Below are 17,700 nucleotides of genomic sequence, written 5' to 3'. Positions count from 1 at the left end.
CTCCTGAACAGGATGAATCAGAAAACACACCTCATGGGAATCCCCTTTGATTCAACGAAAGATGGAACCGCTCTAGCTCAGATAAGAGCCACAGAAGCCGACTTAACCTCCCGAATCCTTCAGACTTCTCAAGTTATCCATGGAACTTCTGAAGTTCTGGCTCCCGATTGGGACTCTGAACCGCGCCGGGTTTGCCGGAGGCTGATTGATCTTAGTTACGCGGCCATGTCTGATCTTTCCAGAGCCGCGCAGCTTTCCGGTCATCTGATGAAAAGACCCGGATGACCCAAACGAGCCCAAGGCGGACAAATAGGAGATGATGCAGTATGCGCTGCACTGCGGTACTTATTCCCGGCAAATAAGCGTCAGCGTGAAGGTTGACTGATTGCCTGAGTAAACAGCGGTACCGGCCTCCGGCTCCGGAAGTCGTTTGCCAACCAATCGTCGTACAGTACGGTAGGGTTAATAAATGTATCTGTGAATTTTGTTGGAGGACTGCATCCTGCCCCGCATCAACATAGGCGTTGTGTACTTCGTCACTTTAGTCTCGTTCCTCTGCGGGTTATGGCTACTTCGACCAGAACTGCGCAGCCCTAATTCCGCCTCATTTGTTCGTGCACAAGGGGGACACCTTGTTAAGGATGGGGAAGAATTTCGGTTCAAGTCTGTGAGCTTTTCAAACTTCTACTACCTGACGATGGGCGAAGGCGGGTTTGACCCAAGAACCTCACAACACCACATTGAAAAAGACTTCATCAGGGTCCGAGAACTCGGATTCAACAGCATAAGGTTCGCATTCAACGGAAACTGGCACAAAACAAACCCTGACTTTTTTTGGAACTGGCTCGACCAGAATGTTGCGTGGGCTGCAAAGCATAACGTTTTGCTCACACTCGATTTGCATGTTCCGATTGGCGCGTTCTGGCTCGACCCAACCAGTGACAGCGTTGATTTTTCGATTTGGACTGAAGAGACAGTTCAACAGGAGAACATTGAGCTATGGCGCCAGATTGCGGAGCGATACAAGAATTCGACGGCCATCGGCGGCTTTGAGCTCCTAAATGAAGCTGTAACTGATGACGCGACAGGAGATCAGTGGCGCAAACTAGCACGTGAGCTTGTGTCGGCGATCCGCGAAGTGAACCGGAACCACCTGCTCATAGTCGGCGCTCTATATGGAACAAATCGCCGATATGCGGGCCTCACGACCGAGTCGCTGTTTCTGGTTGATGATCCAAATGTCATGTACGATGTTCACTTTTACGAGCCAATCACTTTTACGCATCAGTCTGCGTCTTGGCTAGAAACGCGCATAGATTACGGTGGGACGTACCCGGACGTGTCGACGCCGATACCAACGGGTGCGCAAGTTCTGCTCCCCGAGAGCAGCATTCAAAGTCAAAGCGTTGTCGAAGGGACGACGGACTGGATGCAATATGATAGCGGATGGGTGAAGCTCGATAACCCAAACGCGGTGGCCGCAATTCCGGTTTTCGTGATGCAGAGCGGGGCACGCGGGGTTGTGAGCTTTGACAATATCGAAGTGCGTGAGCGCGACACCGCCAATGGCACAAGCCGCACAGTGATCGACGCAAATCCATTTGGTCACAGCCTGAAGAACTGGTGGGAATGGGGAAATGTTGACGAAACCCTGAGCCCTTACACCTTCCATCGCTACGAGGGCGATGGCGTAGATGACGCTTACAGTTTGAAGATCTCGGGAGAAACCGCAGAAGGCCAATACTTGGGGTGGAGCAGTGACGCGCACTGGGTCACGGTCACACCTGGGAAATGGTACAGAGTTACCGGATACATGAAAGGGGTGGATGTTTCATATTCCAAAACGGACGGAGTTGCATCTGGGTTTGTTGGTGTCAGCCTCAGCTTTTTTTCAAGCCCGGGTCATCAGGAAGAACCAGGTTTCTTGTTTCGGAACGCGGAGTATTTGGAACGCCAGTTGATGGAGCTCTTTCAGTTTGGTGTTGAAAATGACGTTCCCATGTCCGTGATGGAGTTCGGCACCATGAGCAGCACGATCACCGATCACCGCCTTGGTGGAGGAGAGTGGCTTAAGGATATGTTGCACATCTTTAGAAAGTACAACACGAGCTTTTCCCTTTGGAATTATCGCAGCTCATCTATGGGCATTTATCGCCATGGTTTTGGCGAGAGAACGGAAAGACCAAACCTAGAATTGATGGAGATCCTACGAGAAAACCTGTGAAACAAAACCGATCTAGTGTCAAACTATCACACCGAGTTCGCGCTACGCATTTTGTATGCCGAAGTAGATGCTTTGCGAATGGCGGCTTCTCTAATCGGGCGTTTGGGTCAAGTTCATTTCATCGTTTCATTTCCGTTTCTCAGGGTCTGGTCTCTCATCCGGGTCAAGCTTCTCCTTCCCGTCATCTGACAGTTTTTGTCGGATGACGGCTTTGCAGCGTACAGCGGACATCATTGCGCTGAGGCCATTGACGGTACGACCGTGACCCAAATGACTTTCAAGTGGAACCAGCTACAAGCGGTTCCACAGAGACTATGCCTGACCAATGAGTCTGTGATACTCTCATGTGCGAGCCCTACCCTTCTGCCTCAACATTTGAGGGGTTCTTTGCTCTCGATCCTTTGACCCAGCACAAGCCTCAGTAGGAAGGGTCGAGAGCTTCCTTGAGGCTCGGGGCAGAAGTCTTTTCCAAAAAATCTAATCGGCCCAGAGGTAGGATTAGCCCTCTTCAGCGAGCCAGATCACTTTGATCTCGTCAGCGTTCCGGAAAACCAGCTCGTCACGGCGGGAAATTGGATCGAGTACGAGCAGTGTTAGACGCCTGATTTCTGGGTCGAGAACTCTGACAGCGCCCTACTAAGTATTAGGAACCCTTGGTAACGATTTCCGGGGGGTCTTCTTTTTGGGGATGAGAATGAGCCCGTTCTCCGAACAGCCCCTATTCGGAAGAGCCTGGTTCCTTCTTCGCTTGGGAACAACTGATGACGTCGCCCTTAATTGTATTTCCCCAAGCCCATATCTATGTCTCTGACAGCCCCAAGGCCCATGTCGCTCCAAAGGCGACCACATGAAATGACTGGCGAGGTATCTATTCAAAGAGAGCCAAATGTCATCATCTCCATCGTGCGTAATTTTGACCAGAGCCCCTGTCCAAGGCAAAAAGGGAAAAAGCGCTGTTTCAAGAAAAGGAAACAATAATAAAGGTTCTTAGGAACTGTTTCTCAATTAGAAACAAAAAGAGGTCTTTTTGGGGCGCGAGTATGGTCAATATCCAGGAAATGTGCCCCCCGCCTTATTCTTGACAAATTTCCCCGCATCTTGATGATTAAGTCAGGGGCCTAAATGAAAGTAATACAATGGCAATTTTGTTAGGTATTTTTGACCCAGATGTCATCGAAGCGGCGCTTGGGCACAAGGAAACGATACCCTCGCGACATGTCTACCATAAGCTGACACGCCAAATGCAGCGCGCCAAATTGTTGCAAGACTGGACAAATCTGGTTGAACAACTAGCTTGGCGAAAAAAACCTGTGACTCTTGGTCCAACATCGCTTTGAGCCGGATCGCAACTCATTCACGACACGAGCCGCGACTCCCGGTGAACAGGTGAGTGATTGTGACCGGCGGTTTCTGCGGTCCTTCCAAACTCTGCCAGTGAATCCTCGTCAGCACATTCGGCGCGTATACGCTGTTTGTTGGGATACCCCAAGATAACGATCGAGCAGGTTCTATTCACTTACACCCTGAGCTGCTTCAGGGTGGTCCGCGAGGAAACCTCTCAGTACCGCAAAAAGCTCCCTTGCATGTGCCAAATCATTCTTGTGCAGAGCATCACGAATATCGTCACAGATCATTTCATTAACTTTCTGCGGTCCATGATGAGCATGCATCAGGTAGTCCCCCATCAGAGCAGCATTGAACTCTGTGATGTGTTCGTGTTCTACAATCGCATCAATTTCAGCGCGGGTCAGCGCGGACATGTCTTTCACATCTTCCAAAGTGATCATCTGTCTCGACCTCCAACTGGATAAACCATAGTGAATGGTGGTCTTTTACACCTTGATCTGGCTCAACGGCAAAACCATCAACGATCTGGACCAAACGGATCGGAGTTCCACTCACAGCTACCTTGTTCTCGTTTCAATGGCAGGCCGCGATCGTTAGGCGGTAGTGGTGCAACTTCAACCCCTTGGCGTTAATCAAGATTGACCTGCACTTCCTTCAGATAAGCAAGTGAAGTGGTCCCAGAAAACTGGACAGTCGGCTAAGGTGTATCCCAAAGCTTTGAAGGGATACGAGAATGGCGAAACGCCGGAAGTTCACAGACCAGTTTAAGGCGAAGGTGGCGCTGGAAGCGCTGCGTGGCGACAAAACGATCCAGGAGATCGCGGCGAAGCACCAGGTACATCCGAACCAGGTCAGCACATGGAAACGCCAAGCGGTCGAGGGGATGGCTGAGGTGTTTGCCCGTGGCGGCAAGCCAGACGGGCCGACCGAGGCCGAGATCAAGGAATTGCACGCCAAGATCGGGAGGCTGGCGGTCGAGAACGATTTTTTGTCCGAAGGGCTGAAGCGGTGAGCCCCGAGAAGAAACGCGCGATGATCAAACGGGACCACCCGCAGCTCAGTATCAGCCAGCAGTGCAAGCTGGTGCGGCTCAGCCGATCCGCGTTCTACTACGCGCCGGTCGGGATCGACGCGGACACGTTGGCGATGATGAAAGAGATCGACCGAGTGTTCACCAAGTATCCGTTCTTCGGCAGCCGCCAGATCGCGGCCTATCTGCGCCGGGAGGGCGTTGTCGTAGGCCGTCATCGCGTCAGGCGATTGATGGCGCGGATGGGGCTGGAGGCAATCTACAAACGTCCCAGAACCAGTCAGCCGCACCCGCAGCATCCGGTCTTCCCGTATTTGTTGAGAAAGATGCAAATAGACCGGCCCAACCAGGTCTGGTGCGCGGACATCACCTTCGTACCGGTGCGCAACGGGTTCCTCTACCTCGTGGCGATCATGGATTGCGCCTCGCGCAAGGTCCTGAGCTGGCGGCTGTCGAACACGATGCATGCGGACTTCTGCGTGGATGCGTTGAATGAAGCCATCGCCAAATACGGCCCGCCCGAGATCATGAATACGGATCAAGGCAGCCAGTTCACGGGATCGGCCTGGATCACCACGCTGACCGAGGCAGGCGTGCGCATCTCGATGGATGGACGGGGCCGTTACCTCCCCTCTCGTGACATTGCTGCGCAATGCACTGCCGGGCAACGGATCAACATCTTCATCGAGCGGCTGTGGCGAAGCCTAAAGCAGGAGGCGATCTATCTCGAAGAGATCAATGACGGCTTCCAGGCCCGAAGGATCGCGAAAAACTGGATGGCATTCTACAACAACAAGCGGCCCCATTCCGCGCTTGATCGGCGAACGCCGGACGAGGCATATTGGATCGGCTTGGAAGACCAAAAAGCAGCATGAAACCTAAACCCGATACACCTTAGAGAAGCTGCAAAACTGTCCGATAAGGTGGGACCACTTCAGACTTCCCCATCCACAATGGCCACGACACAATCAGATAGGGGGAAATCGGGCATCTCAGGTCCACCTATGTGATGGAAATTCCGGCTCCTCAAGACATCGATTATTGAGGGCTAATGCTCGCCAAGAGGCGGTATGATCTCGATATGGTGCTTCATCCGACAGCAGGCGCTCCCTGTTTCTAACTGGATTAGGCCTACAATAGCCGCCTGATTTGGCTTATCGATAGTCGTCAATAAAGCTGGTGTGTGTGGCTTCCTAACAGGGATCGGCAGGGGGGATAGAATGAACCAGACATTAGTTGCACGCATTACTGTGCATGATGAAGACGCGCCGGCCATAGGATCGCCAAGTCGCGCCTGGTTGAGCTTTGGTAGCCTCAAGAGGCAGAGTCAGCGCGTGGCCGATGCGTTGCACGCCGCCGGGGTTGGGCGAAACGACCGGGTGGCTATTGTTTTGCCCAATGGACCCGAGATGGCAGTAACCTTTGTGACCGTAGCGGGTGTCGCGACAACCTGCCCCCTGAACCCCGCATACAAGAAAGACGAGTTCTCTTTCTATCTCGAAGATCTCAAAGCCAAAGCAATCATCTTGGCCGATGGCGAGACCGGCCCGGCTTATGCGGCCGCCAAGGACTTAGGTCTTGCGGTCATACGTCTCTCTCATAAGACATCAGATCCGGCAGGCCTCTTTAGCCTGTCAGCTGAAACCAGTGCGGGGGATGCGGATCGTGAACCGCCTCGGCGGGACGATGTCGCTCTGATCCTGCACACCTCCGGCACCACGTCGCGACCTAAGATTGTGCCTCTGCTTCAGTCGAACATCGCCGCTTCGGCGCAGAACATCATGGAGTCACTGGCACTGTCCCCGGGTGACCGATGCCTGAACGTGATGCCCCTGTTTCACATTCATGGGCTCATGGCCGCGGTGTCCGCTTCACTGGCCGCCGGCGCGTCGGTATGGTGTGCGCCAGGCTTCGATGCGTTGAAGTTCTACAGCTGGATGGAAGAGGCGCGACCGACTTGGTACACGGCTGTCCCCACGATGCACCAGGCGATCCTTGCCCGAGCGGAGCGCAACGCAGAAAGTATCGCAAATGTACCGCTAAGGTTTCTGCGTTCCTCCTCGGCATCGCTGCCTGGGCCGGTCATGAAGTCATTAAGTGAGACGTTCAATGCTCCAGTGATTGAAGCCTACGGCATGACTGAGGCGGCGCATCAGATGACAGCAAACCCTCTCCCACCAAAAGCACAGAAGCCGGGCTCCGTTGGAATTGCGGCTGGACCGCTGGTGCGCGTCGCACATGAGACCGAGAACAGACTGGTCGAAGACTTGGGGGAAGTTGTGATTTCTGGGTTGAACGTGACACCGGGTTACGAGGGCAACACTGAAGCCAACACAGCGTCATTTTTCAAAGCGCAGGGGTTTCGCTGGTTCCGAACGGGCGATCAGGGCGCTTTCGATTCAGAGGGCTATTTGACGCTGACCGGAAGGTTAAAAGAGATCATCAACCGCGGCGGAGAGAAGGTCAGCCCGTTGGAGGTGGACGGGGTCATGTCCGAGCATCCCGCCATTGCACAGGTCGTTGCGTTCGCTCTGCCTCACCCCAAGCTCGGCGAGGAGGTGGCTGCTGCAGTTGTTCTAAGAGAGGGACAGACAGCCACTGAGGCTGAGATCCGCGCCTTCGCGGGTGAAAGGCTTGCGGATTTCAAGGTGCCGCGTAAGGTGATGATCCTTTCAGAGATCCCAAAAGGAGCTACCGGAAAGCTGCAGCGCATCGGCTTGGCTGAAAAGCTTGGACTGGTCAAGGACAGGTAGGCCATGAAGATCTGCATTTTCGGCGCGGGCGCGATCGGAGGCTACATGGGTGCGAAGCTGGCAGAGGCTGGTGCCGAGGTCAGCCTTGTTGCGCGCGGGCGCCATTTGGCAGCCATGCAAGAGAAAGGGTTGACCCTTATCGAAGGGGGGGAGACCAAGACTTTTTCGGTCCATGCTTCGGAGGACCCCGCTGAGTTGGGCGTTCAGGATTACGTGATCATCACACTCAAAGCGCATTCCGTTCCAGCTGCAGTCGGGACGATGCAGCCGCTCATGGGTCCTGAAACCACGATTGTCTCGGGTGTAAATGGCGTTCCCTGGTGGTACTTCCACAAGCTTGGCGGTCGTCTTGAGGGCACACGACTGGCAACTGTTGATCCGGGCAATATCCAGTGGGATGGGTTCGGGCCGGAGCGGGTGCTGGGGTGCGTTGTCTATCCAGCTGCAGAGGTAATTGCGCCGGGTATTGTTCAGCATGTTGAGGGAAACCGGTTCTCTTTGGGTGAACCGGACGGGACGAAATCAGAGCGTGCGATCGCGCTCTCGAAGGCGCTCACTGCTGCGGGCTTAAGAGCACCTGTGCGCCCCCGGTTGCGCGATGAGATTTGGGTCAAGCTCTGGGGAAATTTGTCCTTCAACCCCATATCGGCGCTCACGCACGCGACGCTTGACGTACTTTGCACAGACCCCGGAACACGCGAGGTGGCGCGAAAGATGATGCTGGAAGCACAGAAGATCGCAGAGTCGCTGGGCGTAAAATTCCCCGTTGATGTTGAACGTCGCATAGATGGCGCCGCCGCTGTCGGACCTCATCGTACCTCCATGCTGCAGGACCTCGAAGCAGGACGCCCAATGGAAATCGATGCACTGTTGAGCGCAGTGCAAGAACTAGGTCGTTTGACCAAGATCCCGACACCCAACATTGACACTGTTCTGGCCCTGGTACAGCTGCGGGGTCGTGTTGCGGGTCTCTACACTTGAGGACTTCTAAAGCCCTTTGTAAGCGGCAGCTCTCGAGAGACGCTGAGGCTATCCTCTGTCCACCTAGAGCGTCCGACGCGAAACCTGAATCGTTGGGGATTCCCATAAGCGTTGATCTGTGGTTCATCCCATTTGGGAGGATGGATCATGTCAGCACCTTTGCCATCGGCAGTCAGGACGCGGTTTCAGAAATACATTGAAGAAGGGTTAAGCGGGCGCGCGGCGGCGTTGCGTCTGAATCTCTCACCGGCGACGGGTGTGCGACCCAGGAAATCCTTTTGTCGTTCAACACAATCATGAAGCTGATAGGCCCCGCGAATAGTTCTCGCATCACGGGATATTGAAGCGGTCACCATACCTATACACGAAACATCGCGTATTTTCTGCTTGTATTTCAAGCAATATCCCAGAATTACTTGGAGACTCGAAGTCTTTGCTGCAACATGGCTCATGGTCACTCCGGCCAAACTTATTTAGATTTGCTTGAATCGAGCCTTGGGAATTATTTGCCAATTCGGAGCGACATCATGTTTACGAGAAATATCAAAAGAGCCATTCTTCATTCGTTTCTTGCGTCCGGTGTGATGATTGCGCCGTTGTCGGCCGACGCCGAGTCCCTTCAGAGCGCCGTCCGCTCGGCGGTAACGGAAAATCCCGCGCAGCAAGCCGCTGACGCTGATGTCCGGGCAACACTGTTCGAGTTGCTGGAATTGAGGGGGGAATACCAACCGGAAGTCTTTATTTTCGGAGAAGTCGGCGGACAGGTCGTCGACAACCCATCTTCACTGTCTGCCGCCGAGAACAATACCTTCAAGGAAACAGCCCAGATCGGAATTGGGGTCGAATATACCCTGTTCGACGGATACCGCCGGGAGAATCTCGTCTACCGAAATGCGGCGCGCGTTGATGCAAGTATTCTGAGGCAGCTTGACGCGAGCGAGACGCTCGCGTTGAATGCCGTCGAAGCCTATATTGACGTCATCCGGTTGAGGGAACTGTCGCGGCTGGCAGCCGAAAACATCGCGCGCCATGAAGAAATCGCGATCCAGATAAAGGACCTAGTGCAGCTGGGGCGTATCCCCTCAAGCGATGGCTTTCTCGTAGAAGACCGTATCGCGGCGGCAAGGGATGCAAAGCTCGGCATTGATCAGTCCCTCGCGAACGCGGTTGCCCGCTATGAGCGTGTCGTCGGCCGTGCCCCGTCCGGCGCAATGAAGGTGCCGGGCGTCAATGGTCTCCCGGACAACCTGCGCGCCCTCCAGAACGAGGCCGTGCGCCGCAGCTTTCGTGTAAGGATCGCGGACAAGCTCGCGCGGGAGGCGCAATTTGATTCAGGGATCAGAAACGCCGACCGAAAGCCGCGCGTCACGCTGAACGCCGGGGCGACCTATGGCAAGAACCGCGATGGCAACCTTGGCAACCGGTCCGACGCCTTTGTCGGGTTCAGAATGAACTGGACGCTCTACAACGGACGGCGTCCGGCCCAAAGCGCAGGATTGCAGGAAAGGATCAGGAAAGCCGAACTGGACCGCCGTGTCGCCGCCGACGAGGTGCGCGAACTCGCTGCGCGGACCTGGAATGCCTACACCAAGAACGCAGAACGCAGCAGGCTCCTCGAGAAGCAACTGCGCGCAAACATCATGATCGTGCGACAATACCGCGAAGAGCTGACGGCGGCAAAAAGATCACTGATCGACGTGCTCGAGGCAGAGCGCGCGGCGTTCAATGCGCGGTTTCAGAAAGTCAGCTCGGATGCTGCGCTGACCTTCAGCAAGTATCAGCTGCTTGCGACGCGCAGCCAACTGGCCATGCATTTCGGGCTGGCCAACAGCAATGCGGCGTTCGAGCCAAACTACGAGGAACGTGCCAGGCAATCGCCCCGCTCGGCGGTTTTCAATACGGTCGTTGAACCTCTGAGATGACGGACGCGACAGCGCCCTTCAAGACCGAAGCGCCTGTCGGCATGCGTGATACGCCGGATATCCACCCTGCACTGCGCATCGTGGCGTGGTTTGCAGAAACCCTCGATCAGCCCTTTTCCGAAGCCGCGATACTGGCCCGGCTTCCCGCCAACCCGGACCCTGCCGACCGGGTGCTGATGGCGCGGGCGTTGAACTGCATCGGTTTGAAGACCAAGCTGACAACGCGCGATCTGCGCCGCCTTGATCCCATCGTCCTGCCCTGCATCGTTTTCGAGCGCAAGACCGGCAGGCCCCTGGTTCTGCGCAGGTATTCCGCAAACCGGAAAACCGCCGAGATCCTGGATGCAGCGCAGGGTCTGCATGCCGAAGAACTGTCCATGTCGGAGCTCCGCAGGCGGACAGACGGCAAGGCCCTTCTTGTCACGGCTAACGCGCTGCGCAGTCAAAGCCTGCTTTCGCCAGAAGCGCGTGCGCAGGCAAAGCCCTTGCGCCACTGGTTCTGGTCACCGTTCTGGGCGAATTGGACCGTCTGGATCCAGATTGTTCTCGCCGTTTTCGTGATCAATCTCCTCAGTCTGGCGCTGCCCCTCTTTGTGATGAACGTCTACGACCGGGTCATTCCAAACCTGGCCTACGTGACGCTATGGACGCTTGCTGCGGGCGTTTTCATCGCGATGTTGCTGGATCTTGTCTTGCGGATGTTGCGAAACGGGATGCTCGAGACGATCGGCAGACGCGTGGACGTGAAAGCGGCCGCCGAGATCTTTCGACAGGCCATGAACGTCAGACTGCTGGGCCGACCCGGTGGCGCCGCCGGGATCGTCAACACCGTCAGGGATTTCGAGATGGTGCGCGAGTTCTTTGCCTCATCGACGTTTGTCTCACTGATCGACCTGATGTTTATCGGCGTTTTCATTGCCGTCCTCTTCCTGATCGTGGGGCCATTGGCCTACGTTCCTCTCATCGCGGTCCCCGTGGTCCTCATCTTGGCGCTTTTCGCGCAGTATCCCATCGGCAGAACCGTCGAGTCGTCCCAACAGCTGGCGGTGAAGCGACATGTCGTTCTCGTGGAATCCCTGCTGGGCATCGAGACCGTCAAAAGCCTGAACGCCGAACCCGTGATGCAGCGCGAATGGGAAAAGGCGATCTCGCAGTCCGCACGGATCAACGGCCGCACAAGGTTCTGGTCGAACTTCGCAGTTACCTCCACGATGCTGACGCAACAGGCGGTCAGCGTCGGTGTGATCGTTTGGGGCGTTTTCCTCGTTGCTGACCATCGGATCACCATAGGCGGACTGATCGCCGCAAACATCCTGGCAGGGCGGGTTCTGGCCCCCCTGGGAAATATTGCACAAACGCTTTTCCGGGCCCAGCACGCCGTCAGGGCGATGCGGTCCCTGTCGGCATTCATGAAGCTGCCGGTCGAAAGCCCGGCAGAACTGGAGACCGGTTTGCGCGTCAAGATAGGCGGGCTGGAATTCAAGGACGTCAGCTTCAGCTACCCTGACACACCTGTAAAGGCGCTTGAGAACGTCACTCTGCGTTTTGAACCCGGTGAAACGGTGGCGCTGTTGGGGCGCGTCGGTTCCGGCAAGAGCACCTTGGGCAAGATGTGTAACGGTCTTTTGTCCCCCGACACCGGGCTCATCCTCGTGGATGGCAAGGAGATCGCGCAATACGATGCGGCAGAACTCCGGGACGGTATCGCCTATCTCACTCAGGAAACCGAACTGTTTACAGGGACCATCCGGGAAAACCTGATGATCGGACGCCCCCATGCGACAGAGGATGAAATCCGGCGCGCGCTCTATTACGCGGCGATGGACGTCTTCATCGCAGAAAACCCGGCTGGCCTTCAGCAATTCATCGGAGAAAAGGGAAACCGTCTGTCCGGGGGGCAACGGCAAGGTCTTGCCATCGCGCGTATGGTTCTCAGAAACCCCAAGCTGGCCTTCCTGGATGAACCGACAAGTGCGATGGACCGGCAGATGGAAAGCCTGATCACCTCGCGACTGGCCGAATTGGCCCGCGAGGGCATGGGCCTGGTGCTGTGCACCCATCGTCAATCCCTTGCAGAAATCGCAAGTCGCCTCGTTGTCATGGAGAAGGGACAGGTAGTTCTCGACGGCCCCCGCGCCGAGGTGGCAGAAAAGCTGCGCAAGATCTCCGCAGCAAAGGCGGCGGGGTAAGCGATGTTCCAGACAGGCCACGACAACGAATTCGCCAACGACATAACGGCTGCCGCATTGACGGACAAAAGCAACAGTCATTGGCGATTGCTCTTTGTGCTTATTGCCGGAATTGGCGGCTTCCTGGCCTGGGCTTACACCTTCGAGATCGAGGAAGTGACACGCGGGCCCGGACGCGTCATTCCATCCTCGCAGATCCAGGTCGTCCAGTCGCTCGAAGGCGGGATTGTCCGCTCCATCGATATCCACGAAGGCGCGACAGTGGAGGCAGGCCAGGTGCTGATGCATCTCGACGATACCGGGTTTTCCGCCCAGCTTGGCGAACTGCTCGAGAAGGAATCCGCCCTTCTCGCCGAGAAATCGCGCCTTGAAGCCGAAGCCGCCCTGGCCGGGCATTTCTCGTTCCCGGAAGGACTGGAAAGCCGGAACAGCTTGGCGACAACCGCCGAACGGGAGGTGTTTCTTTCAAGGCGGACACAACTCGATCAAGAGCTTTCCGTGCTCCAGAACCGGCTGGCCCAGCGGCGGGCCGAACGCGCCGAGCTTGAAGCTCTCAGAGAGAAGATCGCAACACGCCTCGCGCCTTTGGACGAAGAAATAGCGCTGACCGAGGAACTGGCCTCGCGCGGTGCCGTGCCTAGGATCGAACTGCTGCGACTGAAATCCCAGCGTGGGGAACTGACGGGCGACCTGATCATCGCCAATGCGTCCGAACCGCGTGTCATCGCCAGCATTCACGAAGCCGAAACCCAGATCCAGGCCGCGCGGGCGTCCTATGTCTCGTCCGCGCGCGAAAGACTGGCGCGGCTTCAGGTGGAATTGGCCGTGGTCCAGGAGGGCCTGCGCGCCGCCAAGGACAGGGTCACACGGACGGCGGTTCGTGCACCGACCAAGGGGGTCGTGAACACGCTCAATGTCTCGACCATCGGTGCGGTCGTGCAGCCTGGCGCCGCCCTGGCCGAGATCGTCCCTGCCGACGACCGGCTGCTGGTCGAGGTCGACATACGCCCCCAGGACGTTGCTTTCATCCGTCCGGGCGAACAGGCCAATGTCAAAATCACGGCCTACGATTATCTCGTCTATGGCTCCTTGCTGGGCCGGGTTGCGCGCATCGGTGCGGACACGATCGAGAACGCGCAGGGCGACCAATTCTTCCGCATCGTGGTGGAAACGGAAAAAGCGCATCTGGGGTCAGACGAAAAGCCCCTGCAGATCATTCCGGGCATGGTCGCATCGGTCGATATCCAGACCGGCCGGAAAACGGTGCTGAGCTATCTGGGCAAGCCGGTGCTCAGGGCCAGCGCCGAGGCGCTGCGCGAAAGATGATCATTTGTTTGTCGCGATGAAAACGCCATCCCAGTCTGTGCCCGGCGGCGTTTCTCTGAAGTTCCGCAACCTGTCGGCGTAAAGCGTGACGTAGCCTTCAAGATCAATCGCCATCCCCTCCAGCAGGGCCTTCATCTTCGCAAGCAGGCTTTCGGCGTCCGCCCATCTTTGCGCTCGGTAGGCCTTCAACATCTCGCCGTTCAGGCTGTCCAGTTTCTGAAAGTTCGGATCTGCCCGGACCGCCTCGCCTCCGAAAAGACCAAAGACCTGCGCAGGCTCTGTCTTTCCTTTCACGCGGATCAGATCAAGCTCCAGAACGGCGAATTCGTCCCTGACATGTTTTGCGGTTTCCGAGCCCAGGATGATCCCGACATTATAGGTCTTTGACTGGCCTTCAAGCCGCGAGGCCAGATTGACCGCGTCGCCAAGCGCCGTGTAATCGAACCTTGTGTCGGACCCCATGTTCCCCACGATACATTCGCCCGTGTTTATCCCGATACCGACGTCGATAAGGTGAAAGGGCTTGTCCGGATTGCGCCTGTTTATCTTGCGGGCCTCGTTCAACGCCTGCACATCCGCCAGCATTTTCAGTGCCGCCCGACAGGACAGACGGACGTGATCGGGTTCGTCCAGGGGCGCATTCCAGAAGGCCATGACAGCATCGCCCATGAATTTGTCGATCGTCCCTCCAAATGACAGGATGCCGTCGGACAAGACGGTCAGGAACTGGTTCATCAGCTGTGTCAGGCCCGCTGGATCGTCCTTGAAGCTTTCCGAAATCGTGGTGAACCCGCGCACATCCGAAAACAGGATCGTCAGGGGGCGCCTTTCGCCTCCCAGGATCAGACGTTCGGGGTTATCCGATAGCTGGGCAACAAGGTCCGGCGATACATACTGCCCAAACGCGCTTCGGATGCGCTGTCTTTCTCGTTCTTCCCTGAGATAGTTCATCGTCGACATGAAGATCGCCAGAACTACGGCCGAAAAGGCCGGATAGGTCGGGTCGAGAAGGACACGTTCGTTCTGGAAGGCCAGGTACGAAATCAGCACGTAGCCGCCAATCAGACTGCCGGTCAGAACAAGAACGAATGCAGCGCCCATCTTGGGAATAAGGACGATGATGACAAGACCCAGCAGAAAAACCGTCATCAGTTCGACCGCAATTGTGTAATTCGGACGCACCAGCATGGTCTTGCCAAGGATATTCTCAAGAACTTGCGCATGAATTTCCACACCGGGCATGGGCAGACCAAGCGGTGTCGCACGAAAGTCCTCAAGACCGATGGCCGAGGTGCCCACAAAAACCAGATGCCCCCGCAAACGGTTGGGCGGCAGACGATCAAGGATCACATCGCTTGCCGAAACGAATCGGTCCGGCGATGACTGCGAGAAATAGGGCCACACTGTCCCGTCGCTGTCCGTGGATATCAGTTGCCGGGCAACGACGACCCCGTCCACGCCTGCCTCGTTGGATTTGATGGCAAAGGCGCCTCCACCCGTGGCGACACGCAGCAGCTCTACCGACAGACCCATTCGAATCTGGCCGTCGACCATCATCACCAGCGGCACACGTCGGTAGACACCGTCGCTGTCCGGACGAACCGTAAAGATGCCCCGCCCACTTGCATTGGCATCGAGCGTCGGCATGTTCTGAACCAGCTCGGGAAACTTCATCAGGAAGGGTTCGGGGTTGGGACCAAGAAAGGCGTACTCGACTTTTGGGCCCGGCCCTCTCTGGGGGGCCGCACCTGCCGATTGCCGGATGCTCGTCTCGCCGACGATCACCCGAGACCGCGCGATGGCATCGGCAAGGACCGCATCATTGCTTGGCATGGCACGCAGCGCTTCCTTGATGCTGTCAGGCAAGTCCTTGTTATCTAATGCTATGTTTTCGGGAGATAGCCTGTCCGGATCGGCAAAGATCACATCGAAGGCCATGGCGACAGCCCCGGCTGCCGTCGCCCTGTCCACCAAATCGGCAATGGTTGTGCGCGGCCAGGGCCATTGGCCCAGTTCCGACAGGCTGCGATCATCTACGTCGACGATGGTGACCGGAAAGGGCTGCTGTGGTCTGGGTTTGACCTGCTGATAGAAATCAAAGGCGTTGTAACGAAATGTCTGGACTAGCTCATGATCCCAGATACGGATCAAGACAAGCAAAACCAAAAGGCCGGTCGCCAGCGCGCGGGCCCAGTCAAATCTGCGAACGAACCAGAGAAATAGCTTCATTTATATCAGTCTTTTGCACATTGAGCCTAATGCGCAAGCCTACACTCTGGCAACAGTGAGGACATCTTTCCCGTCCTAAGGGGAGAGCCTGTCTACAAATTTCTATCATTGAGGGAGATTGACTGAATCGCTAGAGAATTTCGGATCAAAGTGATAGAGTGAATTTAGTTGCTGGTGTGGGGGCATCGCTGTGGTTTCTAAAGATATTTATTTCTCTGACCCGACTACTTCGGAAGTTGGTCTTTCGTCGAACGCTCAGGGACAGTTTATCTTCCCCAAGGAAATTGAGCTATTTCGAGCGACCTTTATTCGCGATGGCAGCGATCTTCTGGTTCAGTCTTCGGATGGTAATGGCTTGCGTTTGTCCGACTACTTTCTGCAAGCGGAACCTTCTGATCTTCTCTCTCACGATGGGGCTGTCCTAAGGGGACATATTGTTGAGCGGCTCGCGGGGCCCGCTTTTCCGGGCCAATACGCGCAGCAAGGGGGCTTTGACCTAGCCGATGCAATTGGTCAGGTGGAAGTCCTTGAAGGTGTAGCATTTGTCCAGCGTACTGATGGTCAAACGGTTGAGCTCGAAGTCGGGACCAAGGTGTTTCAGGGCGACGTCGTTCAGACCGAAGACGGTAGCACTCTCAGTCTGACTTTCGCTGATGGAACTATTTTCACATTGGCCGCAGCGTCTCGGATGGTTCTCGACGAACTCATTTATGACCCACAAGGGTCGGATAATTCTGGCATTTTCAATTTGGTCGAGGGTAGCTTTGTCTTCATTGCAGGCCAGACGGCGAGGACTGGCGGAATTGAGATCAACACGCCCGCCGCGACAATGGGCATTCGGGGCACAACGGGCAAGATCGACATTCAGACGATTAGCGGGATTGCTTCAGTAAGTGTTTCGCTAAATCCCGATCCCGATGGCGGCCTTGGTCTGATTCAGCTGTTCGATCTGGACGGCAATCTGATTTCGAACATTGCAGCGACAGACACAAAGTGGATTGTTCGGCCGCCATTCACAAATGAGCCCCCTATCGAAATAACGCGCGTCGCTGCCGATCTGGCAGATGATTCGGTGCTGCTTTCGCGGGCCATGGCTGCGTTCCAGGAGGCACTTGCACGTGTCCGAAACGGCGAAACGTTCGTCGATTTGCCCGAAGGCGTGCAGCGCGGCATCCAAAATTCGCAAGAGGAGGAAGAAGACGATCTAGAAAATGCGCCAGGCTTTCGGCCTCCACCTCTGGATGAAACTGGGGAAGGCGGCGGCCCTGGCGGACCAGGGCGCGGGAACCCAGAGCTTGACGGCAACAATCGGCCCTCACTTCAGCAGGAGAGTGGGAAAAGTGACGATGATCAGGCCATTCAATTCACCGATTTCGCTCTGCGGTCGACAGAAGATACGCCATTAACAAGCCAGATTCCGTTCGCTACTGGGAGCCTGATAGAGGTGTCCCTCGCCCGTGGCGCTGAAAATGGCTTTGTCGTTTTGGCATCCGATGGCACTTTTACCTACACCCCCAACACAAATTTTGAAGGTCTCGATTCCTTCGAAGTTTCGGGCATTGATGAAACTGGAACGACACAGACGGCGCAGGTCACCGTTATAGTCGACCCGGTCAACGATTCCCCGGTGGCAAACACCGACAGCGCGAGCACGAACGAGGACACGCCGGTGACCCTCTCCGTGTTGCCGAACGACAGT

Annotated in this window: 11 protein-coding genes; 9 read left to right on the top strand and 2 right to left on the bottom strand. The window is 56.1% G+C overall.

The features are described from left to right. Positions 1-285 (top strand): hypothetical protein (locus tag AB2B41_RS21795; RefSeq protein WP_367879938.1); only part of this gene is annotated, 285 nt, incomplete at its 5' end. A 382-nt stretch (positions 286-667) separates the two neighbouring features. Beyond that, positions 668-2,224, top strand: coding sequence for a glycoside hydrolase family 5 protein (locus AB2B41_RS21790; RefSeq protein ID WP_367879937.1), 1,557 nt, complete (start codon positions 668-670; stop codon positions 2,222-2,224). 1,508 nt (positions 2,225-3,732) lie between these two features. Here the strand turns inward: AB2B41_RS21790 and AB2B41_RS21785 are convergent. Next, positions 3,733-4,011, bottom strand: a complete 279-nt coding sequence (locus AB2B41_RS21785) for a hypothetical protein (RefSeq protein ID WP_367879936.1) — start codon at positions 4,009-4,011, stop codon at positions 3,733-3,735. Positions 4,012-4,304: 293 nt separating this feature from the next. Here AB2B41_RS21785 and AB2B41_RS21780 point away from each other — a divergent pair. The 6 genes from AB2B41_RS21780 to AB2B41_RS21755 all read left to right on the top strand — a co-directional run bounded on the left by AB2B41_RS21780 (position 4,305) and on the right by AB2B41_RS21755 (position 13,772). Beyond that, a protein-coding gene (locus AB2B41_RS21780) for an IS3 family transposase (protein ID WP_367879935.1) occupies positions 4,305-5,476 on the top strand; the annotation gives its coding sequence in 2 pieces (ribosomal slippage) (positions 4,305-4,578 and positions 4,578-5,476; 1,173 coding nt in all). 345 nt (positions 5,477-5,821) lie between these two features. Then, positions 5,822-7,354, top strand: coding sequence for an acyl--CoA ligase (locus AB2B41_RS21775; RefSeq protein WP_367879934.1), 1,533 nt, complete (start codon positions 5,822-5,824; stop codon positions 7,352-7,354). Between the two features lie 3 nt (positions 7,355-7,357). Further along, positions 7,358-8,335: a 2-dehydropantoate 2-reductase gene (locus AB2B41_RS21770; protein ID WP_367879933.1), complete on the top strand. Its 978-nt coding sequence runs from the start codon at positions 7,358-7,360 to the stop codon at positions 8,333-8,335. Positions 8,336-8,862: 527 nt separating this feature from the next. Then, on the top strand, positions 8,863-10,257 hold the full coding sequence (locus tag AB2B41_RS21765; RefSeq protein ID WP_367879932.1) for a TolC family protein: 1,395 nt from the start codon (positions 8,863-8,865) through the stop codon (positions 10,255-10,257). Further along, entirely contained in the window at positions 10,254-12,446 is a 2,193-nt protein-coding gene (locus tag AB2B41_RS21760) for a type I secretion system permease/ATPase (RefSeq protein ID WP_367879931.1), read from the top strand. Before AB2B41_RS21765 ends, AB2B41_RS21760 begins: the two co-directional genes overlap by 4 nt. Positions 12,447-12,449: 3 nt before the next feature. After that, positions 12,450-13,772: an HlyD family type I secretion periplasmic adaptor subunit gene (locus AB2B41_RS21755; protein ID WP_367879930.1), complete on the top strand. Its 1,323-nt coding sequence runs from the start codon at positions 12,450-12,452 to the stop codon at positions 13,770-13,772. On the opposite strand, the gene AB2B41_RS21750 is transcribed toward AB2B41_RS21755, so the two are convergent. After that, a complete protein-coding gene (locus tag AB2B41_RS21750) occupies positions 13,773-16,001 on the bottom strand; it encodes a CHASE2 domain-containing protein (protein ID WP_367879929.1) in 2,229 nt (742 codons plus the stop codon). 190 nt (positions 16,002-16,191) lie between these two features. On the opposite strand from AB2B41_RS21750, the gene AB2B41_RS21745 reads away from it, so the two are divergent. After that, positions 16,192-17,700: Ig-like domain-containing protein (locus AB2B41_RS21745; RefSeq protein WP_367879928.1), on the top strand; the 1,509-nt coding region annotated here is incomplete at its 3' end.

The organism is Sulfitobacter sediminis (assembly GCF_040811725.1).
Classification (GTDB): domain Bacteria; phylum Pseudomonadota; class Alphaproteobacteria; order Rhodobacterales; family Rhodobacteraceae; genus Sulfitobacter; species Sulfitobacter sediminis.
The sequence above is the reverse complement of the archived record's forward strand: the minus strand, read 5'-3'. Positions and strand labels throughout refer to the sequence as shown.

Coding starts and splice junctions, on each gene's coding strand:
- AB2B41_RS21775 (WP_367879934.1), top strand. CDS start 5,822: ATGAACCAGACATTAGTTGCACGCATTACTGTGCATGATGAAGACGCG.
- AB2B41_RS21760 (WP_367879931.1), top strand. CDS start 10,254: ATGACGGACGCGACAGCGCCCTTCAAGACCGAAGCGCCTGTCGGCATG.
- AB2B41_RS21765 (WP_367879932.1), top strand. CDS start 8,863: ATGTTTACGAGAAATATCAAAAGAGCCATTCTTCATTCGTTTCTTGCG.
- AB2B41_RS21770 (WP_367879933.1), top strand. CDS start 7,358: ATGAAGATCTGCATTTTCGGCGCGGGCGCGATCGGAGGCTACATGGGT.
- AB2B41_RS21755 (WP_367879930.1), top strand. CDS start 12,450: ATGTTCCAGACAGGCCACGACAACGAATTCGCCAACGACATAACGGCT.
- AB2B41_RS21785 (WP_367879936.1), bottom strand. CDS start 4,011: ATGATCACTTTGGAAGATGTGAAAGACATGTCCGCGCTGACCCGCGCT.
- AB2B41_RS21750 (WP_367879929.1), bottom strand. CDS start 16,001: ATGAAGCTATTTCTCTGGTTCGTTCGCAGATTTGACTGGGCCCGCGCG.